Here is a 23,164-nt window from a genome sequence, read left to right as displayed (position 1 = left end):
CGACCGCCTCGGGTCTCTTCGGTGGAAACCCCCTTGACGCCGTGCCCACCGGGATCGACACTCCTGGGAGGGAATCCTAGTGAACAGGTAGGGAATCATGGCGCGCCTCGAAGCGGTCGCCGGCCGAGCGGGCCGCACGCCGCCGCGCACCCCGCTGCTCACCTCCCGCCGGCACATCGACCTGCTGCGCGTCTGCAGCGCCATCGGCGTCCGGCGCTGAACCCGGGCCGGGTCCGCGGACCCGGGGCCCGCGCCGCACCAAGCCTCCCGGCGGCTTCCGCCGCCACCCCTCCGACGGCCACCGCCGACGCGCCCCTCGCACGCCCACGACCCGGGGAGACGCATGACCATCACTCCGCTCGCCGCCGTCCCGCCCGCCCACCGCGCTGCCGCGCCCCTGTTCCGGGGCAGGCTCGGCCGGGACGCGCGCAGCGGCCACTACGCCGTGGCCCACCGCTACCGGCTCCACCTGTCCACCGCCTGTCCCGCCGGACTCCGCCTCGCCGTCGGCCACACCCTGCTCGGCCTGGACGACAGCTGTCCGGTCACCTTCCTGCCCGCGCTCCCGGACGGCGCCGGCGGCGGCCACACCGTGCTGCGCCCGCTGTACGAGGCCGGCGCCCACCACTACACCGGCCCGGCGCTCGCCCCCGTGCTGAGCGACGACTGGTCCGGCCGGATCGTCAGCAACCACGCCCCCGACATCCTGCGCGACCTGGACCGCTTCCCGCGTTCCGGCCACGGCCCGCTGTTCCCGGCCGGCCTGGAGTCCGTGATCGAGGCCGTCGAGCGGATGTGCGCCGAGGGCATCGAGGACGCCGCCCAGCGCGCCGGTTCGGCCGGCGCCGAGCCGGCCGGGCGGGCAGCCGCGCTGGACGTGCTGCTGGACACCCTCGGCCGCCTGGAACGGCGGCTGGCGGGGGAGGAGTACCTCGCCGACGGCCGGCTCACCGCCGCCGACATCGAGCTGTGGGTGTCGCTGGTACGGCTCGACACGGTGCACCGCTGCCACCTCGACGCCCACGCCGTGCAGCGCATCGCCGAGCACCGGGCCCTGTGGGCCTACGCCCGCCGGCTCACCGCCCACCCCGCCTTCGGGCGCCACCTCGACCTCGACGGCATCGCCCGCCGCCACCAGGACGGCTGCCGGGGCCTGGAGGCCGCCGGAGCCGCTGTCCAGATCCTGGACTGGGCGGCCCACGCCACCGGCTCATCGGACACTCCCCGCAGGTGAGAGGGGCCCGGCTCCGTCCAACTGACGGACAGCCGTTGACATTCGCGGCGCCGGCTGCCTTACTTGCGGCTCAAGTACGGTCATGAGCGTCAGCGCCAAGCCCTGGCTCGCTGACCGGCAACCCTCGCGACGCGGTGGGGTGCCCCAGGTGACGACCGGACCGGACGACGACTTCGGTAAGCGCGGAGGCCCCACGGGGCCGTGACAGTGACAGGTGACGCCATGTACGCAGCCGGCAGGACGGCCCCGAGCCGCCCCCTCGGCTGCGTACCGCCGTGCGCCGCGCTGGTCGCCGACCGCGCCGTCGATCTGCTCCGCGTCAGCAGCGCGCTGTGTACCGCGCCGGCCGCCACCGGCCGCCGGGGCTGACCCACACCTTCCGCCCCGGCGGCCGCGGGCACCGCTCGCCGCCTTCTTCCGGATCAACTCCGTTCCCCCTCCCGTGCGTTGCGACGCCTTCGCCGCGGGCCCGTGCACCTTCGGCGGGCCGCGTCCGGCCCGTCGCACCCGGGACGTCCCGTCCTTCGCCGGAGCCCGCCATGAGTCGACCCCCTGGCGCCGCCGTCTCCCTCGCCGAGGCGCCGCCCGCCCAGTCCCCGCCGACACCCCCGGCCGCACAGCGCGTCCAGCCGCTGCGCCGGCCCGGCAGGTGGATCGCCACCGCCGTGGTCCTGGTGCTCGTCGCCCAGATCGCGCACGGCCTGGCCACCAACCCCTTCTACCAGTGGGACCGCTTCCGCTACTGGTTCCTGCGGCCCACCGTCCTCGACGGACTCCTCGTCACCCTCGAAGTCGCCGCCCTCAGCGCCGTGTCGGGGCTGCTCGGCGGCGTGCTGCTGGCCCTCGCGCGGCAGTCCGGCAGCCCGGTGCTGCGCGCGGTGGGCTGGACCTACACCTGGCTGTTCCGCTCGGTGCCGCTGATCGTCGTACTGATCTTCCTCTACAACTTCTCCGCCCTGTACAAGACGCTGAGCCTCGGCATCCCCTTCGGACCCGCCTTCGTCACCTTCGACGAGTCCAGGCTCGCCACCGACATGACGGTCGCCGTCATCGGGCTCAGCCTCAACGAGGCGGCGTACGCGGCCGAGGTGGTGCGCGGCGGGCTGCTCTCCGTCGACCAGGGCCAGCACGAGGCGGCCGCCGCGCTCGGCCTGCCCAAGGGCTACCAGTTCACCCGGATCGTCCTGCCGCAGGCCCTGCGCTCCATCGTGCCCAACTACGTCAACCAGCTGATCGGCCTGGTCAAGAGCACGTCCCTGGTGTTCTACGTGTCCCTGCTCGACCTGTTCGGCTCGGTGCAGACCATGGGCAGCACCTACCCGGGCGACGTCGTGCCGCTGCTCCTCGTCGCCACCGTCTGGTACCTGATCCTGACCAGCGCCGTGTCCGTCGTCCAGTACTACGTGGAGCGGTACTTCGCCCGGGGCGCCACCCGCGCCCTGCCGCCGACCCCGTCGCAGAAGGCACGCGCCGCCCTCGCCGGATTCCGGGCCCGGCTGCGCAAGGAGGCCGCCGTATGACCTCCACCGCCACCCCGCCCACGGTCCCGGCCGCGCTGGAGGTGCACGACGTCCACAAGTGGTACGGCACCCACCGCGTCCTCGACGGCATCGACCTGACCGTGCGCCCCGGCGAGGTCACCGTCGTCATCGGGCCCTCGGGATCGGGCAAGTCCACGCTGCTCAGGGTGATCAACCACCTGGAGAAGCCCGACATCGGCCAGGTCAGCGTCGGCGGCGAACTCATCGGCGTCCGGCGCGTGGGCGGGCGGCTGAGGGAACTCGGCGAGCGCGCCGTCCTCGCCCAGCGCGGCCGGATCGGATTCGTCTTCCAGAACTTCAACCTCTTCCCGCATCTGACCGTCCTCGACAACGTGGCCGCCGCCCCGGTCGCCACCGGCCGCCTCGGCAGGCCCGAAGCCCGGGAACTCGCCCGGGAGTTGCTCACCCGGGTCGGCCTCGGCGACCGCACCGGCGCCTACCCGCGCACGCTGTCCGGCGGCCAGCAGCAGCGGGTCGCCATCGCACGCGCCCTGGCCCTGCGCCCCGGCATCATCCTCTTCGACGAGCCCACCTCCGCGCTCGACCCGGAACTCGTCGGCGAGGTCCTCTCCGTCATCAAGGACCTCGCCACCAGCGGCACCACCCTGGTGATCGTCACCCACGAGATCGGCTTCGCCCGCGAGATCGCCGACCGGATCGTGTTCATCGACGCCGGCCGGATCGTCGAACAGGGCCCGCCCGCCCAGGTGTTGGACAACCCCCGGCACGAACGCACCCGCGACTTCCTCGCCCGGGTCCTGTGACCCCCGCCCACGACCGACGCACCAGCGAACGACAAGGACCGCCATGCCCAGCCACCCCTCCCGACGCCGTCTGACCCGCGCCCTGTCCGCGGCCACCGCGGTCGCCTCCCTCGCCGGCACCCTCGCCGCCTGCGGCGGCAACAGCGAGGCGGCCACCACGACCGACGCGGCCGGCACGGTCACCGTGGGCCGGGTCTCCAACGGAGCAGCCAAGCCGACCGAGTTGAAGGTCTCCGAGGTCAAGTCCCTCAACGCCGAACTGCCCGCGGCCGTCCTCAGGAGCGGCACCCTGAGGATCGCCGTGGGCGCGCTGCCCGACGGCTTCCCGCCGCTCGCCTACATCGGCGGCGACCAGAAGACCCTCACCGGCGCCGAGCCCGACTTCGGCCGACTGGTCGCCGCGGTCCTCGGACTCAAGCCCCAGCTCTCCAACGCCACTTGGGAGAACATGTTCGTCGGCATCGACAGCGGCAAGGCCGACGTCGGCTTCGCCAACATCACCGACACCGAGGAGCGCAAGAAGAAGTACGACTTCGCCTCCTACCGCAAGGACAACGTGGGCTTCGAGGTGCTGAAGAAGAGCACCTGGAACTTCGACGGCGACTACGAGAACCTCGCCGGGAAGACCGTGGCCGTGGACAGCGGCACCAACCAGGAGAGGATCCTCCTGGAGTGGCAGAGCAAGCTGAAGGCCCAGGGCAAGACGCTCACGGTCAAGCGCTACGCCGGCAAGAACGCCACCTATCTGGCGCTGACCGGCGGCAGGATCGACGCCTACTTCGCCGCCAACCCCGGCGTCGCCTACCACGTCACCCGCACCGCCGCCTCACCCGACCCCACCCGCAGCGCGGGCACCTACTCCGGTGCGGGCGCGAGCCTCCAGGGGCTGATCGCCGCCACCACCAAGAAGAACAGCGGCCTGGCCAAGCCCATCGCGGACGCCGTCAACCACCTGATCAGGAGCGGGCAGTACGCCAAGTGGCTGGCCGCCTACAACCTCTCCGACGAGGCCGTCGCCAAGTCCGAGGTCAACCCGCCCGGCCTGCCGCTCAGCGACTCCTGACGGCGGACGGAAAAATACCGGCCCGCGGCCGCGGACGCGGGAACACCCGGCGGGAGCGGGACGTTGTGACTCATGACGAGATGTGCGAAGGGGCCGCGCAGGCGGCCCGCCGAGCCCGGTGGACGGAGGTGGCGGACATGAGCGAGGACCCGAGGCGCGTCCCGTGCGTCCGCGTACTGCGCACCGCCCGCTCCGCCGTGCTGCACTCCCGGCCCCACATAGACCTGCTGCGCGTGGCCGGCGCGCTCTGTCGCCCCTGACACCCCTTTCCCCGGTCACTCCCCGGTTTCTCCGGGCACGCCGGCGGTGCGGATCTCCCGCACCGCCGCGCCCCTCGCCGTACCCCGACACCGGTGCGTCCGGCACACCCTCGTACGGACACCCAGGAAGGCCACCGACCCGTGTCCTCTGCACCCGACTCGTACAACCCCGACCACCTCCATCTCGCCGTCGCCCTGGAGGGCACCGGCTGGCATCCCGCCTCCTGGCGCGAGCCGGTCGCCCGGCCCGGGGAACTGTTCACCGCCGGATACTGGGCCGACCAGGTCGCCGAGGCCGAGCGCGCGCTGCTCGACTTCGTGACCTTCGAGGACGGCCTCGGCCCGCAGTCCTCGCGCCCGCTGGAGCCCGACGACCGCACCGACCAGGTCCGCGGCCGGCTCGACGCGGTCCTCGTCGCCTCCCGCGTCGCCCCGCTCACCCGGCACATCGGCCTGGTCCCGACCGTGGTGGCCACGCACACCGAGCCGTTCCACATCTCCAAGGCGATCGCCACCCTCGACTACGTCAGCACCGGCCGCGCGGGACTGCGGGTGCGGATCAGCGCACGGCCCGACGAGGCCGACCACTTCGGCCGCCGCACCATCGGCCGTGTCGAGGCCCCCGACAGCCCGGACGCCCAGGAGCTGCTCGGCGACCTGCTGGACGAGGCGGCCGACCATGTGGAGGTCGTGCGCCGGCTCTGGGACAGCTGGGAGGACGACGCCGAGATCCGCGACCGGGCGACGGGCCGCTTCATCGACCGGGACAAGCTGCACTACATCGACTTCGAGGGCCGCTTCTTCAGCGTCAAGGGTCCCTCCATCACGCCCCGCCCGCCCCAGGGGCAGCCGCTGGTCACCGCCCTCGGCCACCGCACCCTGCCGTACCGGCTGATCGCCCGCCAGGCCGACCTCGGGTACGTCACTCCGCGCGACGCGGCGCACGCCCGGGCGGTCGTCGCCGAGATCCGCGCCGAGCAGCAGGCGGCCGGCCGGGCGGGGGAGACCCTGCACCTGTTCGGGGACCTCCTCGTCTTTCTGGACGACAGCCGCGCGGCGGCCGAGGCCCGGCGGGAGCGGCTGGACGCGCTCGCGGGGGAGCCGTACACCGGCGACGCCCGGATCTTCACCGGTACGGCCGCCGAACTCGCCGACCTGCTGGAGGAGTTCGCGGCCGCCGGGCTGACCGGGTTCCGGCTGCGGCCCGCCGTCGCCGGGCACGACCTGCCCCGCGTCGGCCGCGACCTGGTGCCCGAACTCCAGCGCCGGGGCCGCTTCCGCACCGCCTACGAGGCGGACACCCTGCGCGGCCTGCTCGGCCTCGCCCGCCCCGCCAACCGCTACGCCGCAGCAGCGGCCACCGCCGTCTGAGCCGGAGGACCGTACGACCATGAGCAAGCCGCTGAAGCAGATCCACCTGGCCGCCCACTTCCCCGGCGTCAACAACACCACCGTGTGGAGCGACCCGGCAGCCGGCAGCCACATCGAGTTCGACTCCTTCGCGCACTTCGCGCGCACCGCCGAACGCGCCAAGTTCGACTTCCTGTTCCTCGCCGAGGGGCTGCGCCTGCGCGAACAGGGCGGGAAGATATACGACCTCGACGTGGTCGGCCGCCCGGACACCTTCACGGTGCTGGCCGCCCTCGCCGCCGTCACCGACCGGCTCGGGCTGACCGGCACCATCAACTCCACGTTCAACGAACCGTACGAGGTGGCCCGCCAGTTCGCGAGCCTCGACCACCTCTCCGGCGGCCGCTCCGCCTGGAACGTCGTCACCTCCTGGGACGCCTTCACCGGCGAGAACTTCCGCCGCGGCGGCTTCCTGCCGCAGGAGGAACGCTATTCGCGCGCCAAGGAGTTCCTGGCCACCGCCAACGAGCTCTTCGACTCCTTCGGCGCCGGCGAGATCCTCGCCGACCAGGCCACCGGCACCTTCCTGCGGGACGCCAAGGCGGGCGCCTTCGTGCACCAGGGGCAGCACTTCGACATCCACGGCCGGTTCAACGTGCCGCGCTCCCCGCAGGGCCGCCCGGTGATCTTCCAGGCGGGCGACTCCGACGAGGGCCGCGAGTTCGCCGCCTCCGGCGCGGACGCCATCTTCAGCAGGTACGCCGGGCTTGCGGAGGGCCGGGCGTTCTACGCCGACGTCAAGGGCCGGCTCGCCAAGTACGGCCGCCGCCCGCAGGAGTTGCTCATCCTGCCCGCCGCGACCTTCGTGCTCGGCGACACCGACGCCGAGGCCGCCGAACTCGCCCGCGAGGTGCGCAGGCAGCAGGTCAGCGGGGCCACCGCCCTCAAGCACCTGGAGTTCGTCTGGAACCGCGACCTGTCGGCGTACGACCCGGAGGGACCACTGCCCGACGTCGACCCGGTGGTGAGCGAGGAGCACATCTCCCGGGGCCGTGCGCAGGTACGGATGTACCGGGACCCGGTCGCCATCGCCCGCGAGTGGCGGCAGCTCGCGGAGGCCAACAAGTGGTCCATCCGCGACCTGGTCATCAACACCGGCAACCGGCAGACCTTCGTCGGCGCCCCGCAGACCGTCGCCCGCTCCATCAACGAGTTCGTGCAGGCGGACGCATCCGACGGGTTCATCCTCGTCCCGCACATCACCCCCGGCGGCCTCGACCCGTTCGCCGACAAGGTGGTGCCCCTCCTCCAGGAGCAGGGCGTCTTCCGCGCCGACTACGAAGGCACCACCCTGCGCGACCACCTGGGCCTGGCCCACCCCGACTCCGCCGCCCCGGCCACCGAGCGGGCCGCCTCGTAGCGTCCGGTCGCGGAGGTCACCTCCGCCGACCGGTGCGGCATCGGTGCCGGGCAGCCCGGCGCCGGTGTCCGCACGGTCCGAAAGATCACCCTGTCAAAGGGCCCCTCCGCCTACCCACCGGCAACCAGACGTCGCACCCCCGCAATCGCCTTCCCCCAGGGATACGCCTTCGGATTGCCCCTCTTCGGCAGGTGCGACTCGTACCCATCGGGCCCGTCAAGCACCAGGACCCCCTGCTCCCGCAACACAGCGATCGACCGAGCCACCGCCGGCTGAGCGCCCTGCGCCTGGTTGAAGTACGGCATGGCCGCCACCGGAACACCCATGTGTACGGCCTCGGAAGGCAGTCCGATCGCGAGAGTGTCGCTGATGCCGGCGCCCCACTTGTTCAACGTGGTGCATGACATCGGCGCCACGAGCATGGCGTCCGCCTTCGGTAGCTGATCCCTCTCCCAGGGGAGCTTGTACTGCGACCGCACCGGATGGCCGGTCAGCTCAACGAGATCCCCCATGCGCGGCTCCCACCAACGCGCCGCGGACGGAGTGAGGACCAGGCAGACGTCCCAGCCATCGCCTTGGGCTTCGCGCACGCCGTCGTCAACGTACTGAGCAGGTCCGGCGGCGCAGGCGATGAGGTAAAGAACACGGGTCATGCCCGCAGTCCACAGCGCTCGGCCAGGGCACGCAACTCGCTCTTCGGCTTGGGAGTCGCCCCGACCACGTCCTTGACGAGTCTGATCGTGTCAGGCCGTCCACGCACTTCCTCGGGTGCCAGCGCCTCCGCCTCCAGCAACGCCTTTGCGGCATCGTCCTTGCGCCGTGTCAAGAGTGAAGCGCGTGCCACCGATACCCGATGCCCCGCCTGCCGCTCCCGGGTCATCGCCGCCAACGCCTCTGGGCTCAATCCGTCGGCCGCCTCCAGCGCCGCCCACCCGTCCTCGAAGCGCAGCAGCATGTCCATCCTGTGCAAAGCGACGTTGGTCGGCCCAAACATCGTGTAGTCCTCGTCGAGGTCCGCGCCCTGCCGGGCCGCAACCTCACCGGCCTCGTCCACGTAGCCGCCGGCCGCCCGCACGCGGGCTGTCGTGCGCTCCTGAGATGACACCGCCAGTGCCGCGGACAGATACAGCATTCCGAGGGTGGACAGCCCCAATGGGCCGTGCCCGGCGAGCTCGTCGGACAGTGTTCGAGCAGCGTTTGTCGCGAAGTCGACCGCTGTCTCGGGGCGCTGTTGGTAAACGAGACTCTTCACCACCCGGCGCGCAGCCGCGCCGATCTGCACCGGGTCACCGGACCGTTCGGCCGCGACCAGTGCGCGGTCCGCGGCGAGCGCCGCCTGAGTCGCCGTCGACTCCCCGTACTTGTGCAGGTAGGACGTCACCAGCTGGTAGACCCGGGACAGGACGGCCTGCGCTTCGGACTGCGCGCCGGCGGGTGCCGCGTGTGCTGCGTGGCCGGCGCCCGTCATGAGGGCGGGTAGCTCGCGCGCGAGGGTGGCGTAGTGGCATGCCTGGAACGCCTCGCAGCAGTAGGTGAGTCGCCGCTGTAGGGCCGCGTGCGTGGGCGGGTCGGTGTCCGGGGCGGGGCGGTACAAGGCGTCGATGACGCCGAGTACCTCGGCGGGTGGGCTGCTGCCCGTGGGCGGGACAGGCTTGTCATCGGCCAACAGCTGCTCCAGGGGAATCCGCAGCACGTCGGCTGCACGCGTGAGCACTGACAGGCGCGGATCTTGCTGGCGCTTCCCGCCCTCGATGTCTTGCACCCACCGCTTCGTCTGGCCCATGAGCTGACCGAAGTCGGTCTGAGTGAAGCCCCGCCTCTCTCGCCAGTAGGCAATGCGACGGCCGACAGCAGAAGGGTCCATGACGAACTCCCGGCGAAGGCACGCACTTTGCGTACCCCGCCTCTGTTGTACCCGATCTACGGTCGGTGACGTGAACGGAAACGCGCTGGTCGTGGAGGCCCTTTCCGGCAGTTCGCCGACTGCTGCCGCACTGCTCGCCCACCTGGAGCTCCCGGCACCGTCCCGGCTGACGGCTCCGCAGGTACGGGGCGCCCACTGCGTGTGGTGCGCCACGCCACTCGACGGCGCCACCGCAGTGGACCTCGGGCAGCGGTACGAGCCGGTCCTCGGCGTGGTCGGCCGCTGGTTCCCCCGCTCCTGCCGATCCTGCGCACTGCCTTACGTCCTCGCCGCGTACAAGACGCACTGGGCGACCTGCGAACAGTGCGTAGACGACGAAACCCAGTGCGACACCCACCGCGGCCTCCGCGCCCTGGCCCTGGAACTCCGCCGATGATCTGCGCCCGCTGCGACAAGCAGATCCAGGGCGAGCCGCTCCCGGTCATCATCGAGACCGGGTCCAGCGTGAGCGGCACCGTCTACATCTGTCCCACGCCATGCCGACCGGCCCCCAGCAGAAGTACCCCACACGCAGGTAACCCCCATAAACCGCGGCCTCGCCGGCCTCGTGTGGGGAGGCCGCAGGGCCTGCCGCCGGTGCTGCCTCGTCCCGGCGGCAGGCCCAACCACATCCGCGGCCCACATTCCCCTGCCCGGCGGCCGGGTATGCCATCGAGCCCCGGCCGTCGGGCAGGCACCGGGCACCATCCCGTTCGAGTGGAAGGAAGCCAGATGAATCAGGTCGAGATGCCCACCGTGGACGCCGTCGCCGACGCTGCGAAGCGGATCCTGGACAGCATCAAGAGCGACCCCGAGTTCGGCGCGTTCCGGACGGCGAGCCTGGAGTACTCCGAGGACTGGCAGTGCTTCACCGGGTTCCCGGTCGTGGCCCGCTGGAGCCTGGAGGCCGATGCGGTGCCGTTGTTCGAGGAGGGCCTGAGTGCCCTCGCGCTGAAGGCGGCGGTGTTCGAGGCCACCGGCGACGACCAGGTGGCGGAGATCGCCATCGCAGTCCCGGTCGACGCTACCGGGCGGCGTGGGGTGAGCCCCCGGCCCGGTACTGGCTCGACCACGAGGAGGTCGTCCGGCGCCGCGGCGTGCTCGCCGGCCTGTACGAGCAGATCGGCATGGGCCGTTCCGGCCGGGAGCACAGCATCGGCTTTGCCGGGGCCACGGCCTAGGTGTGTTGTCCCGGGACGTTGGTGACACGCGGGCTGGGTGCTTGAACAGGTGAGGGCCTTCTGGGTTCGGTGTGGATTGCGAAGTCTGCACCGACGTCCAGGAGGCCCTCGTGTCCCACCGTAATGCCCCGCTGACCCCGACCGGCAGGCTGCGGCTGGCCCGGTGTGTCGTGGACGACGGCTGGCCGCTGCGCAGGGCCGCGGAACGCTTCCAGGTCAGCCACACCACCGCCGCCCGCTGGGCAGGCCGCTACCGGCAGCTGGGCGCCGAAGGCATGCACGACCGCTCCAGCCGCCCGCACCGTCAACCCCACCGGACCCCGGCCGCCATCGAGGCACAGGTCGTGCGGCTGCGGCGCGAACACCGCATCGGCCCGCTGCGACTCGCGGCCCGAACCGGTATCGCCACCTCTACCGCCCACCGCATCCTGGTCCGGCACGGCCTGCCGGCTCTGGCCGCCTGCGACCGGTCCACCGGCGAGCCCGTGCGCCGCTACGAACGGGCCCGGCCCGGCGAACTGGTCCACATCGACGTCAAGAAACTCGGCCGCATCCCCGACGGCGGCGGCCACAAATTCCTCGGCCGCGCGGCCGGCCGGGCCAACCAGGACCGCCGCAGCGGCACCGGATACGCCTACCTGCACACCGCCCTGGACGACCACACCCGCCTGGCCTACACCGAAGACCTGCCCGACGAAAAGGCCGCGACCTGCGCCGCCTTCCTCACCCGGGCAACGGCCTGGTTCGCCCAGCGGGGCGTCACCGTCGAACGCGTCCTGACGGACAACGCCTGGGCCTACACGAAGAACACCTGGCGCGACACCTGCCGCGAGCTGGGCATCAGGCCCCGCTGGACCAGGCCCTGGCGACCGCAGACCAACGGCAAGGTCGAACGCTTCCACCGCACCCTGCTCGACGAGTGGGCCTACATCCGGCCCTACACCTCAGACGCCGAACGGCAGGCCGCGTTTCCCGACTGGCTGGACTGGTACAACTACCACCGACCCCACACCGGCATCAGCGGTTACCCACCAGCCAGCCGCGTCACCAACCTGTCCGAACAGCACACCTAGGGCCTCTCGTCTGGATCATGCCGGGCTCGCGGGGTCTGGCACGCACATCTGCGGCGTTGTCGTCGGTCGCCAACGCTCCGCGTTGACTCCCTCCTCCGCCTTGCATCTGCACGCACCAGACCCCGCTCCCTGATCCGGCCTGATCCAAACGAAAGACCCTAGCTGAGGGCGGCACGCAGGACCGCGGTGACGTCCGTGTCGGGGTCCGAGGCGAGCAGAATCTCGGTCGCCTGCCGGATCAGGTCGGCACACGCCTCCGGCGGTGCCGCGTCCAGCGCCGCGCGCACCCACGCGGGGACCTCGTCGGCCTCAACCGGCGGCGGGGTCTGCCACGGCAGCGGGAGGCCGTCGGTGGCGTACGGGGCGGCCGGCAGCCCGACCCGATCGGGGTGCACGCACACAGGCACGCCGGCCGCGGTGAACCGGTGGCCGGTCGCGGGGTCGAACGGGCAGTCCCGGGAGGGGCGTTCGAAGACGTCGAACCTGCCGCCCGGCAGCCGCAGAGACGGGCAGACCCCGCACACCGGCCGCCCGTCTCGCGCGAATGCCGCCTGCTGCTCCGTCATCCATGCCTCGCTTTCCGCCACGTGGTGGTCGGCACGGTAGCGGCGACGCACCCGGTGCGTTGACCGGCCGGGTCCCAGCGGACGAGGTCGGCGAGGGGCACGTCGAGGGCGTCGGCGATGAGCAGCAGGTGGTCGATCGACGTCGCGTGCGTGCCCTGCTCGATCCGGTTGGTCGTCTTGCGGCCGGGGCCCGTCAACCCGCCCGACTTTCCACGTCGTTACCGCAGGCCAGGCGCCCGGGCGCATGGCGTGGCCGCGGACGTCACCTCCCCCGTGGGTGACGTCCGCGACCGCTCCCCCGGTGCCGGACTATGGCCTGTCCCCTCCGCGCGCCCTCACCAGCACATCACCGCCGTCTGTCCCGACCCCCACGTGGAGTACAGACGGACCCGCACGACGTAGCGGCGTCCCCGGACCAGCCGGACCCGCACGGCCGCGTTGTCCGGGGTGCCGCCGTCGTCGTGGCCCGCGAGGAAACGCGGTTCCCCCTCCCGCTCCTCGAAGACCACCAGCACGGCGTCGGCGTCGCCGAAGGTGCCCACGGTGTAGTCGCGGGTCTCCGGCGGCTCGACCAGGAAGTCCGCCTGCCCGCCCGGGCCGAGGGCCAGTGGCGCCGAACAGAACGGCACCAGCGGCCGCGGCCCGTCCCCGCCGGCCGGCGGATACCAGCGCAGCACGAACTCCCGGTCCAGCTCCGAGGGTGTGCCGGCCGGACGCAGCCCCCCGCGGTACCGCTCCGGCTCCAGCACCAGGCCGGGACCGAACGGCAGGGCCATCACGGAGCACGGGTCCCACACCGCGCCCCTGGACTCCCCGGCGTCGAGCGCACGCAGGACGTTGGTGTACGTCGTCTCCCGGCTCCAGTGGTTCGGCGGGCCCGCCAGCTCCGCGTAGACGGCCTCGTCGTCCCAGTGCAGCCCCGCGGACGGGTTCTGGTGCTCGTGCACCAGGCCGAGCGCGTGCCCGATCTCGTGCAGGACCGTGCCGCGCTCCCCCTGCGCGGTCACGTCCCACCCGAGATTCATGGTGCGCTCGGCCCGGCCCACCGCCAGCGCCTCCCGGCCCACCGCGGACCAGGACCCTCCGCCGGCCTGGAACCCGATCCGCAGCTCGGCCTCCCCCCGGTCGCCGACCTCGGCGAAGGCGACGCCCACCCCCAGTGCCTCCCACTGCGCGAAGCACTCGCGGACCACGTCCTGCTGCTCCTTGCCGCCGGCCCACGGCACCCGGCGCAGCTCCCCGGTGCCGGGCACCGGGATCACCGAGGCGTCGTGGTCGGCGTCGAGGAAGCAGTAGTGCAGCACCGTGCCGTTGACCCACATGCGCCGCCCGGCGAGCAGCGCGCCCAGCCGCTCGGCGGTCAGCCCCGGTCCGAAGGACGGGGCCGGCTGCCGCGGTAGCGAGCACAGGCGTCGGGTCATGCGGCAACAGTGCCCGCCCGCCCGGTGCGGGCGCCTGAGTCGGGGGCTACTCAAGTCGCCCTGTATCAAACCTGAGTACGCCTGCTCTGTCAGGTGTGAGGACTTACGAACAGGACGCGAAGACTCTCGAACTGCCCTGGCCGTTCACCGGCCGGGCGGACGAACTGGAGCTGGTGCGGGGGGCTTCGGCCACCGGCCGGCGCGGCATCGTGGTGACCGGGCCCGCGGGCCGCGGCAAGACCCGGCTGATCACCGAGGCGGTCCGGGGCACCGAGCACGCCCGGGTGACCGGCACGCCCGAGGCCCGCCACCTGCCGTTCGCGGCGTTCGCGCACCTGCTGGACGGCACCGGATCGCTGCACGCAGCGGTGCGGGCGCTGTCCGGGGTCCGGCTCCTCGTCGTGGACGACGCCCACCTGCTGGACGAGGCCTCCGCGGCGCTGGTCCACCAGCTCGCCGTGCACGGCCGCACCCGGCTGGTCGTGGCCGCGACCGACGGCATCCCGGCGCCCGGCGCGGTGTCCCGGCTGTGGACCGGGGAGGTGCTGCCCCGGCTGGCACTGGCCCCGCTGCCCGCCGAGGACACCGCCGAACTCCTCGCCGGGGCCGCCCTCGAACCGCTCACCGTGCGCCGGCTGCACCACCTGTGCCGGGGGGACCTGCGGCTGCTGCGCGACCTGGTGACCGGGCTCGTGACCGGCGGCCGGCTCGTGCCCGTGCCCGGCACCGGCGAGCGGGCCTGGCGCGGGCCGCTGCCGGTCACCCCGGCCGTGCGCGAACGCCTCGCGCCGGTACGGGAGCGGACCGGCCCCGGCGAACGCGAGATCCTCGAACGCCTCGCCTTCGCCGAACCGGCGACGCTTCCCCTGTCCGGCTTCGCCCCGGCGGGCCTCGGCGGCCGCGACCCCGCGGACCCCGGCCTGTCCGGCTCCGAACTGTCCGGCTCCGAACTGGACGCGCTGGAGCGCCTGGAGGCGGACGGGTTGATCGTGGTGAGTGAGGACGGCGCGGTGGCACTCGCGGACCCGCTGCACGGCCCGGCCCTGCGCGCCGCCACCGGCCGGCTGCGCGCCCGCCGGCTGACCGGTGGCCCCGACCGCCTCGGGGCCGCGCTCGACGCCGAACAGCGCGATCTGCGGCGGCGGATGGCCGAGCTGGACGTCCGGCCGGCGCCCACGACCGTGGGGGACTGGCTGCTGGCGGAGGGCGGTCCGGTCCCGGCCGGGTACGCCGCCGTACGGGCCCGGTACGCCAGGCTGCGGGGCGAGGTGCGGGACGCGGCGGCGTGGGCGCGCGAAGGGCTGCGGCGGGAGCCGGGGCACGCCGGGTGCGGCGCCGAACTCGCGCTCGCGGCCGCCGAGTTCGACGAGTCGGGACACGTGGGGTCCGACGAGGACGACGGCCACGCGCGCCGCACCGCCGTACGGCTCGGCCTGCCCGCCGGTCCGCTCCCGGCGGGCAGCGTGTTCGCCCGGTACGCCGAGGCGCTGGCGCGGCGGGACGGGGCCGCGCTGGACCGGGCCGCGACGGCGCTGGAGGAGCGCGGTTTCCTGCTGTTCGCCGCTGAGGCGCACGCCCAGGCGGTACGGGCGCACCGGGACCCGCGGGCCGCGCGGCGCTCCCGCACCCGGGCGCTGGCGCTCGCCCGCCGCTGCCAGGGCGCGCGCACCCCGGTCCTGGCCGGGCTGGTGCTCGGCGAACTCACCGCGCGCCAGCGGCAGATCGTCGCCCTCGCGGCCTCGGGACTGAGCAACCGGGAGATCGCCGAGCGGCTGACGCTGTCGGTACGCACGGTGGGGAACCACCTGTACAGCGCGTACACGCGGCTCGGCACCGGGGACCGGGGGGCGCTGCCCTGCCTGGTGGCGGAGACGGCGTAGCCGTACCGCCGCCGCCCCCGCCGGACCGTTGCGCACGCCCGGCTACGCCGCTCCGAAGGCCGCGAACGCCCAGCCCGTGGCCTGGTGCACCGTGTCGGAGGGCAGGGTGGTGCGGGCGTCGCGCAGGGCCTCGGCCAGCGACAGGCCCGCGGTGAGGCCCTTGTGCAGGGCGAGCATCAGCGGGATCACGGCGGCGTCGTTGACCGGGGCGCTGCTGGCGACCACCCCGGCCGTGCCCAGCGGCAGCAACGCGGTGACCAGGCCGAGGAGTTCGTCGGCGCCGACCGAGGCGAGACGGGCGGTGTCGCAGCTGGAGAGGATGATGCGGTACGGGCTGCGGTCCAGGCGCTCGAAGTCGTGCACGATCAGCGGGCCGTCGGCCATCCGCAGCGCGGAGAACAGCGGGCTGTCGGCCCGGAAGGTGCCGTGCGCGGCCAGATGCGCCAGCCCCGAGCCGTCCAACTCCGCGAGTACTCGCGGTACTTGCGCGCTCTCACCCTCCAGGACCGTCGCCGTGCCGTAGCGGTCGGCCAGCTCCGGCACCTCCGCGCCGCCCGTGGCGAGACCGGGGCCGCGCACCAGCACGGTGCGGCCGTCCCGGGGCGGCTCCGTCTCCCGGGCGCGCAGCCAGCTGCCCGCCGACGGCGACACGCTGAGCACCCGGTCGCGCAGCGCGGGCAGCAGCGCCCAGGGCACCCGGTGCAGCGCCCCCGGCGGCACGATCACCACCGGCCCCGTCCCCAGCTGCGGCACGGCACCACCCAGCAGCAGCTCCTGGAGCCGTTCGCCCGCGGCCTCCACCAGCGGCAGCCGCGCCTCCGCCCCCGGGTGCGCGAGCCGCCGCAGCCCCGCCTGCACGTACTCGGCCTCGGCCACCGCCTCCGCGAGCGGCCCGGCCGCGAACCGCCTCACCCTGCCCTGCCCGCACAGCAGCACATGCACCCGCCCCTCGACCACGGCGAGTTCCACCAGCCGGCCGTCGCCGAGCCGGTCCAGCAGCCGGGGCACGTCGAAGCGGCTGCCCTCGTGCGGGGCGGAGCCGCGGATGTGGCGGGTGCGCGAGCGGATCTCCCGCTCCAGACGCCGCTGTTCCCGCTCCAGCGCCGGGACCGGACGGCCCTCCATCCGGGCCTCCTCCGCGCGGGCCGCGATCTCCCGGTAGGCGGTCAGGCCGCTGAGCAGCGCCGGGTCGGCGGGCGGCCGGGCCGGCGGCGCGGACAGCACGGTGGCCCGCCACCGCTCGCTCCACTCCAGCAGCCGCCGTGGACCGCCGTGGGTGAGGCTCACCTCCTGGGCCAGCGCCGCCAGTTCGGCGCCCTGCGCGGTCACATGGGCGCGCAGCTCCGAGGCGCCCAGCGTCATCCGGTGGTCGTCCAGCACGTCCAGACCGCGCCGGCAGGCCTCCAGGACGCCCCGCCGGGAACCGGCCGCGCGGGCCCGCAGCGCCTGCGCCGCCCAGCCGGTCATCCGGGCCGGCGCCGGACCCGCGTGCCGGCCGCGGGCCGCCACCGCCAGATGCCGCTCCGCGTCCGCCGTCCAGCCGAGCGCCAGCGCGATCCGGCCGGCCAGCAGCGAGGCCTCGGGCGCGGCGGGCGAACCGAAGGAGGCCAGCCGTTCGGCCACCGCCGCCGCGTCCCCGACCAGCCGCCCCGAACGGCGCCCGTCCGCCACCCGCGCCTCGATCAGCACCAGCCGGGCGTGCGTCTCCCACCACAGCCGCCGCTGCGCCGCGAACAGCCGTACCGCGACGGCCGCGCGGGCGATCGCGGTGGGCGCGTCCCCGGCCGAGCGGGCCGCCCGCGCGGCGGCCAGCAGCAGTTCGGCCTTGCGGGTGGACTGCCCGCCGATCCGGTCGAGCAGGGCGATCGCCGCGTCCGCCTCCGCCAGCGCCTCCGGCGCGAGCCCGGCGGCCATCAGCACCTCACAGCGCCGGATGGACAGCATGTAGGTGGGCGTGCCGAGCTTCCCGTACCGCTCCTCCGCCTCGTCCAGCAGCCGCAGCGCCGCCGGGACGTCCCCGGAGCGGAAGGCCGCCAGCCCCCGGCTCTCCACCGCGTCCGCCTTGTCGTGCTCCTGGCCCGTGGTGTCCCACAGCCGCTCCGCCGCCGTGAAGTCCGCGTCGGCCCGCTCGACCGCGCCGAGCGCCAGGTGCACGGTGGCCCGCAGGGTCAGCGCCCGCGCGGTCCAGATGTCGTCGCCCAGCTGCCGCAGCACCGGCAGCGCCCGCCGTACGTCCTCCAGCGCCTCCCGGTGGTGCCCCAGCACCCACCAGACGTAGGCCCGCCGGTACAGCACCCGGGCCCGGGTGTGGCCGGTGCCGCGCGCGACCCCCCGCTCGAAGGACGCGAGCCCCTGCCGCGTGCGCCCCGCGTGCACCAGTGCGACCCCCAGCGTCGCCAGCACATCCGCCTCGCGGTCCGCCGAATCGGCGCGCGCGGCCAGGTCCCGCGCCCGCCGCAGATGCCGCAGCGCGACGCGCAGATCGCCGAAGTCCCGCTGCCAGATGCCGAGCACCTGGTGGGCGATGCTGGCGGCCAGCGGCGCCGGGGCGGCTTCGAGCACCAGCTCGGCGCGCGCCCTGGCCTCGCCGGGGTCGGCGAACACCATGGGCAGCAGTTCGAGGACCGGCTCGCTTCCCGCTGTCACGCCTCGCATCGTAGTGGCCTGTATCAGATGGCGGACCGGCGGCTCTCACTCTCGTAGACCGTCTTCAGGGGGATGACACGGCATGGCACCTCAGCGATTTCGTGAGCAGTTCGACCACATCCAGCGCTCGATGCCCGATGTGCCGCTGGCCATGGGCCCGGACGACGACGCCCATCCGCTGTACGAGAAGGGCGTCGTCCTCGCCCGGTCCGGTGAGGAGGCCCGGGTGGTGGAGGACACCGTGCGCGCCCACTTCGCCGAGACCCGGGGCCTGCTGCCCGACCGTGTGCGCCGCGACGGTCCGGAGCGGGGCCGCGGCGGCGTCACCCGGATCAGGGTCGGCGACCCGGCCCTCGGCGAGGACACGGTGCCGCACGCGCTGGGCGCCCTGCGGGCGGCCGAGGACCGGCACGGCCGCCGGCTGGTGAGCCGCAACCACGTGGTGCACATCGCGGTGAACGCCTGCCCGGGCGACGAGCCGGTGCCCATCGCCCGCTCCGGATCGCCCAACCCCGCCGCCGCCGGGACCGGTCACGACCCGCGGACCGCCGTCCGGGTGCTGGTGGTGGACACCGGACTGGTGAGCGACCACCGCGCCTACCCGCTGCTCGCCCACACCAGCGGCGACACCCAGGCGACCGAGACGGACGACGGGGGAGTGCTGCGCCAGTACGTCGGCCACGGCACCTTCATCGCCGGGATCCTCGCCGCCGTCGCGCCCAACACCGACATCACCGTCCGCGGCAGCCTCAACGACGCCGGCGCGGTGCTGGAGTGCGAGTTCGGCAGCAAGCTGTTCGAGGCCGTCGAGCGGGACGGCTGGCCCGACGTCATCAGCCTCTCGGCGGGCAGCCCCGCCGCCGGACTGCACGGGCTGCTCGGACTCGAGGCGTTCATGCGCGAACTGCGCGCCCACCGCACCCTGTTGGTCGCCGCCGCCGGGAACAACGGGAGCGACGTCCCGTTCTGGCCCGCCGCCTACGCGGCCCTGCCCGAGTACGCGGACAGCGTGCTGTCGGTCGGCGCGCTGCGCTCGGACGGCGAGGGCCCCGCCTGCTTCAGCAACCACGGCCGCTGGGTGCGGGTCTACGCCCCCGGCGAGCGGCTCACCAGCGCCCTCACCGGCTTCGCCGCCCCCGTGCCCTACCTCTACCAGCACTCCACCTACGACGACTGCCGGTTCGGCTTCGACTACTCCTGCACCTGCCGGTACCCGCGCCACACCGGGGTGCTGAGCGAGGACCGGGAGAGCACCGGCGGCAAGCCGGACCAGGTGATGTTCGACGGACTCGCGCAGTGGAGCGGCACCTCCTTCGCCACACCGGTCGCCGCTGGACTCGTCGCCGCGCTGATGACGGCCGACGGAGAGCGCGACCCGCGCAGGGCGGGCCGCCGGCTGCTGGCGCGGGCCACCGACCGCACCGACGTGCGCGGGGTGCGGATGCCCGCGCTGCGCCCGCCGACCTGGCGCCCCGTCCCCGTACCGGCCCCGGCGCTGCCCGCGTGACGGCCGGAACCCTCCGCTCCACGGCGTACCATGACGAGCCGTACACGAGGGGTGGAGCCGTGGACCGAACAGAGGTCGGCGCGCTCGTCCGGTCCGCCGTCGACGGGGACGCCGCGGCCTGGAAAGCGCTGGTGGAAGGCATGAGTCCGCTCGTCTGGTCGGTGGTGCGCAGCCACCGGCTCTCCGAGGCGGACGGGCGCGACGTCTACCAGACGGTGTGGTTCCGCTTCGCCCAGCACCTGGGGCGCATCCGGGAACCCGACAAGACCGGCGCCTGGCTGGCCAGTACCGCCCGCCACGAGTGCCTGAAGGTGCTTAGAGGCAACACGCGGCTCACCCTGACGGACGACCCGCAGGTCCTGGACCGGGCCAGCGAGGACCGCACGCCGGAACAGACACTGATCGACTCCGAGGAGGCGGCGGACCGGGCCGAGCGGGCCCGTCGGCTGTGGCAGGAGCTGGACGAACTGGGCGAGCGCTGCCGGCAGTTGCTGCGCGTGCTGGTGGCCTCGCCGCCGCCCAGCTATGTGGAGATCTCGGCCGCGCTCGGCATCGCGGTCGGCAGCATCGGCCCCCTGCGCCAGCGCTGTCTGCGCCGGTTGCGGGACCGGATGGACCAACGGGGTGCGGCGTGAACGGTGAGATGAACGGTGCCGGGGGTTTTCCCCGCGGGGACGACGGAGGCGAGGCACAGGACGCGCTGCTGGAGGAGGAGCTGCGGCAGGCGGCGGCCGTCCTGGACCCCGTCCCCGACGCCCTGCGCCAACTGGCCGTCGACGCCTACGCGTTGCACGATCTGGACGCGAAGATCGCCGAGCTGACCTTCGACTCGCTGGTGGACGCGCTGCCGGTGCGCGGGGTCACCGACGCCCCGCGGATGCTGACGTTCCGCGCGGGCCCGGTCACCGTCGACGTCGAGGTCACCGGGGACGGGCTGATGGGCCAGGTGATGCCGCCCGGCTCGGCGCGGATCGAGGTGCTCGGCGGCCCGGGCGCCGCCCGCCCGGTCCCCGTCGACACCCTCGGCCGCTTCACCAGCGAGGAGCCGCCGTCCGGGCCGTTCGCGCTGCGGCTGCGCACCGGCACCGAGGTGATCGTCACCGAGTGGCTGCGGGCCTGACCGGACGCCTCACCAGGTGACCGGCAGGGTGCGCGGCCCGCGGATCATCGTCTGCTGCCGCCACCGCACCTCCTCGGGCGGTACGGCCAGCCGCAGCCCCGGCAGCCGGTCCAGCAGCGTGTCCACCAGCAGTTCGAGCTGGAGGCGGGCCAGGACCGCGCCGGTGCAGTAGTGGTGGCCGTTGCCGAAGGCGACATGCGGATTGGGGTCCCGGTCCGGCACGATGCGGTCCGGGTCCTCGAACAGCGCGGGGTCGCGGTTGGCGGCCAGGTAGGAGACGTACACCGGCTCGCCCGCGGCGATCCGGTGCCCGGCGATCTCCACGTCCTCCAGGGCGATCCGGGCGAGCCCGACGGTGCTGCGGTGCGGGATCCAGCGCAGCAGCTCGTCCAGGACCGGGCCGCGCTCCGCGGGCCGCGCGCGCATCCGCTCCATCAACTCGGGCCGCGTCAGCATGAGATACAGCATCTGCCCGCAGTTGTGGGTGACCGCCTCGCCGCCGATCTGGAGCGGGCCGGCGAGCCCGACGGCCTCCTCCTCGCCGATCTCGCCGCGCGCCACGGCACCGGCGAGCATCGAGTAGACGTCCTCGCCCGCACTGCGCGCCCGCGCCCGGACGATGGCGGTGATCCAGCCGTACAGGCCGTTCTTGGCCCGGTCGGCGGCCTCGGCACCCCCGGTCAGGGAGATGATCTGCCGGGTCCAGGCGTGCACCTGCTCCCGGTCGGTCTCCGGTACGCCCATCACCTCGCTGACGACGTACAGCGGGAACGGCTCCAGCACCCGCTCGACCAGGTCGGCGGGCGGGCCCTCGCGTACGATCCCGTCGACCAGCTCGTCCAGGATCTCCTGGGCGCGGGGCCGCAGCCGCTTCATCGCGCCGACGGTGAAGGCACCGGCGATGGGCTTGCGCAGCCGGTTGTGGTCCGGCTGGTCGGCCCAGGCCAGCGAGCCGGGCCGGGGCGCGAAGTTCGGGGCCAGCCGGGTGACCTGGCCGCGCGCGACCTCCGCGCGGCTGAACCGCGGGTCGTTGGTGATCAGCTTCACGTGCTCGTACCGGGTGGCCAGCCAGGCCCACCCCTCGCCGAACGGCAGCCGGATCCGCGTCAACGGCCCCTCGCGCACCAGACCCGCGAGCACCGGGTCGAACTCCGTGCCCTCCAGATCGATCACGGGCCACTCCCGGACGGGCGGCGGCTCCTGTCCGGTGGACGTGCTCGTCTCGATGGTCGTCATGCCCTCCACGATGGGGCGGGGCGCGAACGGTGTCGTGCGGGGTTGCGCCGGGCGGGTGGGGCCTTGGCCGGGGCGCTCGTGGGAGGACGGCCGGTGGGTGGGCGGCGCGTGCCTCGCCGGTCCGGGGCGGTCGGCCGGGTCGGAGCGGCTCGGGACGGGCTCCGGCGAGCGCGGCCGCCGCCGCCGGACCGCGTCACCGTCACACGGCGTCCACCAGCGCGGCCAGTGCCGCGGCGAGTCGATCGAGGCCGGGGCCCGCCGGGCCGCCCGGTTCGCGCATGTACGTGTCCCGGCGGATCTCGATCATCAGTGCCTCGACCCGGGCGTCCGTGCCGTAGTACTTCAGCGGTACGTAGGTCCCGCTGAACGGGCTGTCCAGACCCGTGGGTCCGCATCCGGCGAACGCCTCGCGGGCCGCGTCGGTCAGCCGGGGCGGGGTGTGGAAGGGGTCCGTGCCCAGGCAGACCGGCGGGCGCGGGCCGTCGCCGTGGAGTTCGTAGGGCAGCGCCTCGGCCGGATACGAGTGCACGTCGATCACCACGGCGCGCCCGGTCGCGGCCAGCCGCGCCGCCACGGCGCGCGTCATCGCCTCGGCGTACGGCCGGAAGTACCGCTCGACCAGCGGCTTCGGATCGCTGTCCGCGGGCCGCAGCTCTTCGCGGTGCGTGGTCCGCGTGTACACCGCGCCCATGCCGACGGCACGCATCTCCTCCCGCTCGTCCGGGAACCGCTCCGGATCCACTACCAGCCGGGACAGCCGGTTCACCAGCCGCCACGGCCGTACCCGGGCAAGCCCCGCCGCCCGCTCGGCCAGCTCCGCGGTGTGCGCGTCCGTGATGTGGTCCAGCTCCCGCTCCAGCGCGGCGTCGTCCAGCACGATCCCCCGGCGGACGTCCCCGGGAATCGCCCGCGCCGAGTGCGGCACGTGCAGTAGCACGGCCGACTCCGGTGCGCCGGGCAGGAGTTCGAACGACGGCATGGGCGGCTCCCTACGGAACG

The 23,164-nt window shown here is 73.9% G+C and carries 24 protein-coding genes and 1 riboswitch; of the genes, 16 read left to right on the top strand and 8 right to left on the bottom strand.

Translation table 11 applies throughout. The features are described 5' to 3' along the window. Positions 1–97 precede the first annotated feature (97 nt). The 9 genes from HZZ00_RS38760 (at position 98) to HZZ00_RS23870 (ending at position 7,632) form a co-directional block, all read left to right on the top strand. Positions 98–220 (top strand): putative leader peptide, encoded by a 123-nt coding sequence (locus HZZ00_RS38760; RefSeq protein WP_257585193.1) that lies wholly within the window; start codon positions 98–100, stop codon positions 218–220. 123 nt (positions 221–343) lie between these two features. After that, positions 344–1,234 carry a glutathione S-transferase C-terminal domain-containing protein gene (locus tag HZZ00_RS23900; protein ID WP_180328379.1) on the top strand — a complete coding sequence of 297 codons (891 nt, stop codon included), beginning with the start codon at positions 344–346 and terminating at the stop codon, positions 1,232–1,234. 78 nt (positions 1,235–1,312) lie between these two features. Continuing rightward, a riboswitch (SAM riboswitch) is annotated at positions 1,313–1,423 on the top strand. Between the two features lie 33 nt (positions 1,424–1,456). Then, positions 1,457–1,603 carry a hypothetical protein gene (locus tag HZZ00_RS23895; protein ID WP_180328378.1) on the top strand — a complete coding sequence of 49 codons (147 nt, stop codon included), beginning with the start codon at positions 1,457–1,459 and terminating at the stop codon, positions 1,601–1,603. 170 nt (positions 1,604–1,773) lie between these two features. Continuing rightward, positions 1,774–2,754, top strand: coding sequence for an amino acid ABC transporter permease (locus HZZ00_RS23890; protein WP_180328377.1), 981 nt, complete (start codon positions 1,774–1,776; stop codon positions 2,752–2,754). After that, a complete protein-coding gene (locus HZZ00_RS23885; protein WP_180328376.1) occupies positions 2,751–3,539 on the top strand; it encodes an amino acid ABC transporter ATP-binding protein in 789 nt (262 codons plus the stop codon). The genes HZZ00_RS23890 and HZZ00_RS23885 overlap by 4 nt, the downstream gene beginning before the upstream one ends. Before the next feature lie 43 nt (positions 3,540–3,582). Continuing rightward, positions 3,583–4,602 carry an ABC transporter substrate-binding protein gene (locus HZZ00_RS23880; RefSeq protein WP_180328375.1) on the top strand — a complete coding sequence of 340 codons (1,020 nt, stop codon included), beginning with the start codon at positions 3,583–3,585 and terminating at the stop codon, positions 4,600–4,602. A 137-nt stretch (positions 4,603–4,739) separates the two neighbouring features. Then, complete coding sequence (locus HZZ00_RS38755; protein WP_257585190.1) at positions 4,740–4,862, top strand: putative leader peptide; 123 nt, start codon at positions 4,740–4,742, stop codon at positions 4,860–4,862. A gap of 141 nt (positions 4,863–5,003) precedes the next feature. Then, the gene (locus tag HZZ00_RS23875; RefSeq protein ID WP_180328374.1) at positions 5,004–6,233 is read left to right on the top strand and encodes an LLM class flavin-dependent oxidoreductase; all 1,230 of its coding nucleotides are present in this window, start codon (positions 5,004–5,006) and stop codon (positions 6,231–6,233) included. Positions 6,234–6,252: 19 nt separating this feature from the next. After that, entirely contained in the window at positions 6,253–7,632 is a 1,380-nt protein-coding gene (locus tag HZZ00_RS23870) for an NtaA/DmoA family FMN-dependent monooxygenase (protein ID WP_180328373.1), read from the top strand. A 110-nt stretch (positions 7,633–7,742) separates the two neighbouring features. Here HZZ00_RS23870 and HZZ00_RS23865 read toward each other — a convergent pair whose 3' ends face one another. Together HZZ00_RS23865 and HZZ00_RS23860 are read right to left on the bottom strand one after the other, a co-directional pair. Continuing rightward, positions 7,743–8,285, bottom strand: coding sequence for a flavoprotein (locus HZZ00_RS23865; RefSeq protein WP_180328372.1), 543 nt, complete (start codon positions 8,283–8,285; stop codon positions 7,743–7,745). Next, the gene (locus tag HZZ00_RS23860) at positions 8,282–9,496 is read right to left on the bottom strand and encodes a helix-turn-helix transcriptional regulator (protein WP_180328371.1); all 1,215 of its coding nucleotides are present in this window, start codon (positions 9,494–9,496) and stop codon (positions 8,282–8,284) included. The genes HZZ00_RS23865 and HZZ00_RS23860 overlap by 4 nt, the downstream gene beginning before the upstream one ends. A 70-nt stretch (positions 9,497–9,566) precedes the next feature. Between HZZ00_RS23860 and HZZ00_RS23855 the strand changes: the two genes are divergently transcribed. The 3 genes from HZZ00_RS23855 (at position 9,567) to HZZ00_RS23845 (ending at position 11,789) form a co-directional block, all read left to right on the top strand. Further along, positions 9,567–9,932, top strand: coding sequence for a hypothetical protein (locus HZZ00_RS23855; protein ID WP_180328370.1), 366 nt, complete (start codon positions 9,567–9,569; stop codon positions 9,930–9,932). A gap of 335 nt (positions 9,933–10,267) precedes the next feature. Then, on the top strand, positions 10,268–10,741 hold the full coding sequence (locus HZZ00_RS23850; RefSeq protein WP_257585187.1) for a hypothetical protein: 474 nt from the start codon (positions 10,268–10,270) through the stop codon (positions 10,739–10,741). An 85-nt stretch (positions 10,742–10,826) separates the two neighbouring features. Further along, entirely contained in the window at positions 10,827–11,789 is a 963-nt protein-coding gene (locus tag HZZ00_RS23845) for an IS481 family transposase (RefSeq protein ID WP_180328369.1), read from the top strand. 158 nt (positions 11,790–11,947) lie between these two features. Here the strand turns inward: HZZ00_RS23845 and HZZ00_RS23840 are convergent, their stop codons facing one another. From HZZ00_RS23840 to HZZ00_RS23830, 3 genes are all read right to left on the bottom strand, one after another. Continuing rightward, complete coding sequence (locus HZZ00_RS23840) at positions 11,948–12,355, bottom strand: hypothetical protein (RefSeq protein WP_257585185.1); 408 nt, start codon at positions 12,353–12,355, stop codon at positions 11,948–11,950. Continuing rightward, positions 12,352–12,552, bottom strand: coding sequence for a helix-turn-helix transcriptional regulator (locus HZZ00_RS23835; protein ID WP_180328368.1), 201 nt, complete (start codon positions 12,550–12,552; stop codon positions 12,352–12,354). The genes HZZ00_RS23840 and HZZ00_RS23835 overlap by 4 nt, the downstream gene beginning before the upstream one ends. A gap of 138 nt (positions 12,553–12,690) precedes the next feature. Beyond that, positions 12,691–13,776 carry a M12 family metallopeptidase gene (locus tag HZZ00_RS23830; protein ID WP_180328367.1) on the bottom strand — a complete coding sequence of 362 codons (1,086 nt, stop codon included), beginning with the start codon at positions 13,774–13,776 and terminating at the stop codon, positions 12,691–12,693. 95 nt (positions 13,777–13,871) lie between these two features. Between HZZ00_RS23830 and HZZ00_RS23825 the strand changes: the two genes are divergently transcribed. Continuing rightward, on the top strand, positions 13,872–15,656 hold the full coding sequence (locus tag HZZ00_RS23825) for a LuxR C-terminal-related transcriptional regulator (RefSeq protein WP_180328366.1): 1,785 nt from the start codon (positions 13,872–13,874) through the stop codon (positions 15,654–15,656). Positions 15,657–15,698: 42 nt separating this feature from the next. On the opposite strand, the gene HZZ00_RS23820 is transcribed toward HZZ00_RS23825, so the two are convergent. After that, positions 15,699–18,311 (bottom strand): CHAT domain-containing protein, encoded by a 2,613-nt coding sequence (locus HZZ00_RS23820; protein ID WP_180328365.1) that lies wholly within the window; start codon positions 18,309–18,311, stop codon positions 15,699–15,701. A gap of 73 nt (positions 18,312–18,384) precedes the next feature. Between HZZ00_RS23820 and HZZ00_RS23815 the strand changes: the two genes are divergently transcribed. From HZZ00_RS23815 to HZZ00_RS23805, 3 genes are read left to right on the top strand one after another with little or no spacing between them, the layout of a single operon-like run. Next, positions 18,385–19,809 (top strand): S8/S53 family peptidase, encoded by a 1,425-nt coding sequence (locus HZZ00_RS23815; RefSeq protein WP_180328364.1) that lies wholly within the window; start codon positions 18,385–18,387, stop codon positions 19,807–19,809. A gap of 59 nt (positions 19,810–19,868) precedes the next feature. Continuing rightward, on the top strand, positions 19,869–20,444 hold the full coding sequence (locus HZZ00_RS23810; RefSeq protein WP_070029685.1) for an RNA polymerase sigma factor: 576 nt from the start codon (positions 19,869–19,871) through the stop codon (positions 20,442–20,444). 8 nt (positions 20,445–20,452) lie between these two features. Further along, complete coding sequence (locus tag HZZ00_RS23805) at positions 20,453–20,929, top strand: hypothetical protein (protein WP_180333679.1); 477 nt, start codon at positions 20,453–20,455, stop codon at positions 20,927–20,929. Between the two features lie 9 nt (positions 20,930–20,938). Here the strand turns inward: HZZ00_RS23805 and HZZ00_RS23800 are convergent, their stop codons facing one another. Next, positions 20,939–22,165 (bottom strand): cytochrome P450, encoded by a 1,227-nt coding sequence (locus HZZ00_RS23800; RefSeq protein ID WP_180328363.1) that lies wholly within the window; start codon positions 22,163–22,165, stop codon positions 20,939–20,941. Positions 22,166–22,364: 199 nt separating this feature from the next. Next, positions 22,365–23,144 (bottom strand): N-formylglutamate amidohydrolase, encoded by a 780-nt coding sequence (locus HZZ00_RS23795; protein ID WP_180328362.1) that lies wholly within the window; start codon positions 23,142–23,144, stop codon positions 22,365–22,367. Positions 23,145–23,164: the final 20 nt, after the last annotated feature.

This window comes from Streptomyces sp. NEAU-sy36 (genome assembly GCF_013423905.1).
In the GTDB taxonomy this organism is placed as follows: Bacteria; Actinomycetota; Actinomycetes; order Streptomycetales; family Streptomycetaceae; genus Streptomyces; species Streptomyces misionensis.
Note: the sequence above shows the minus strand (reverse complement) of the source record. Positions and strands in the feature narration are given on the sequence as shown.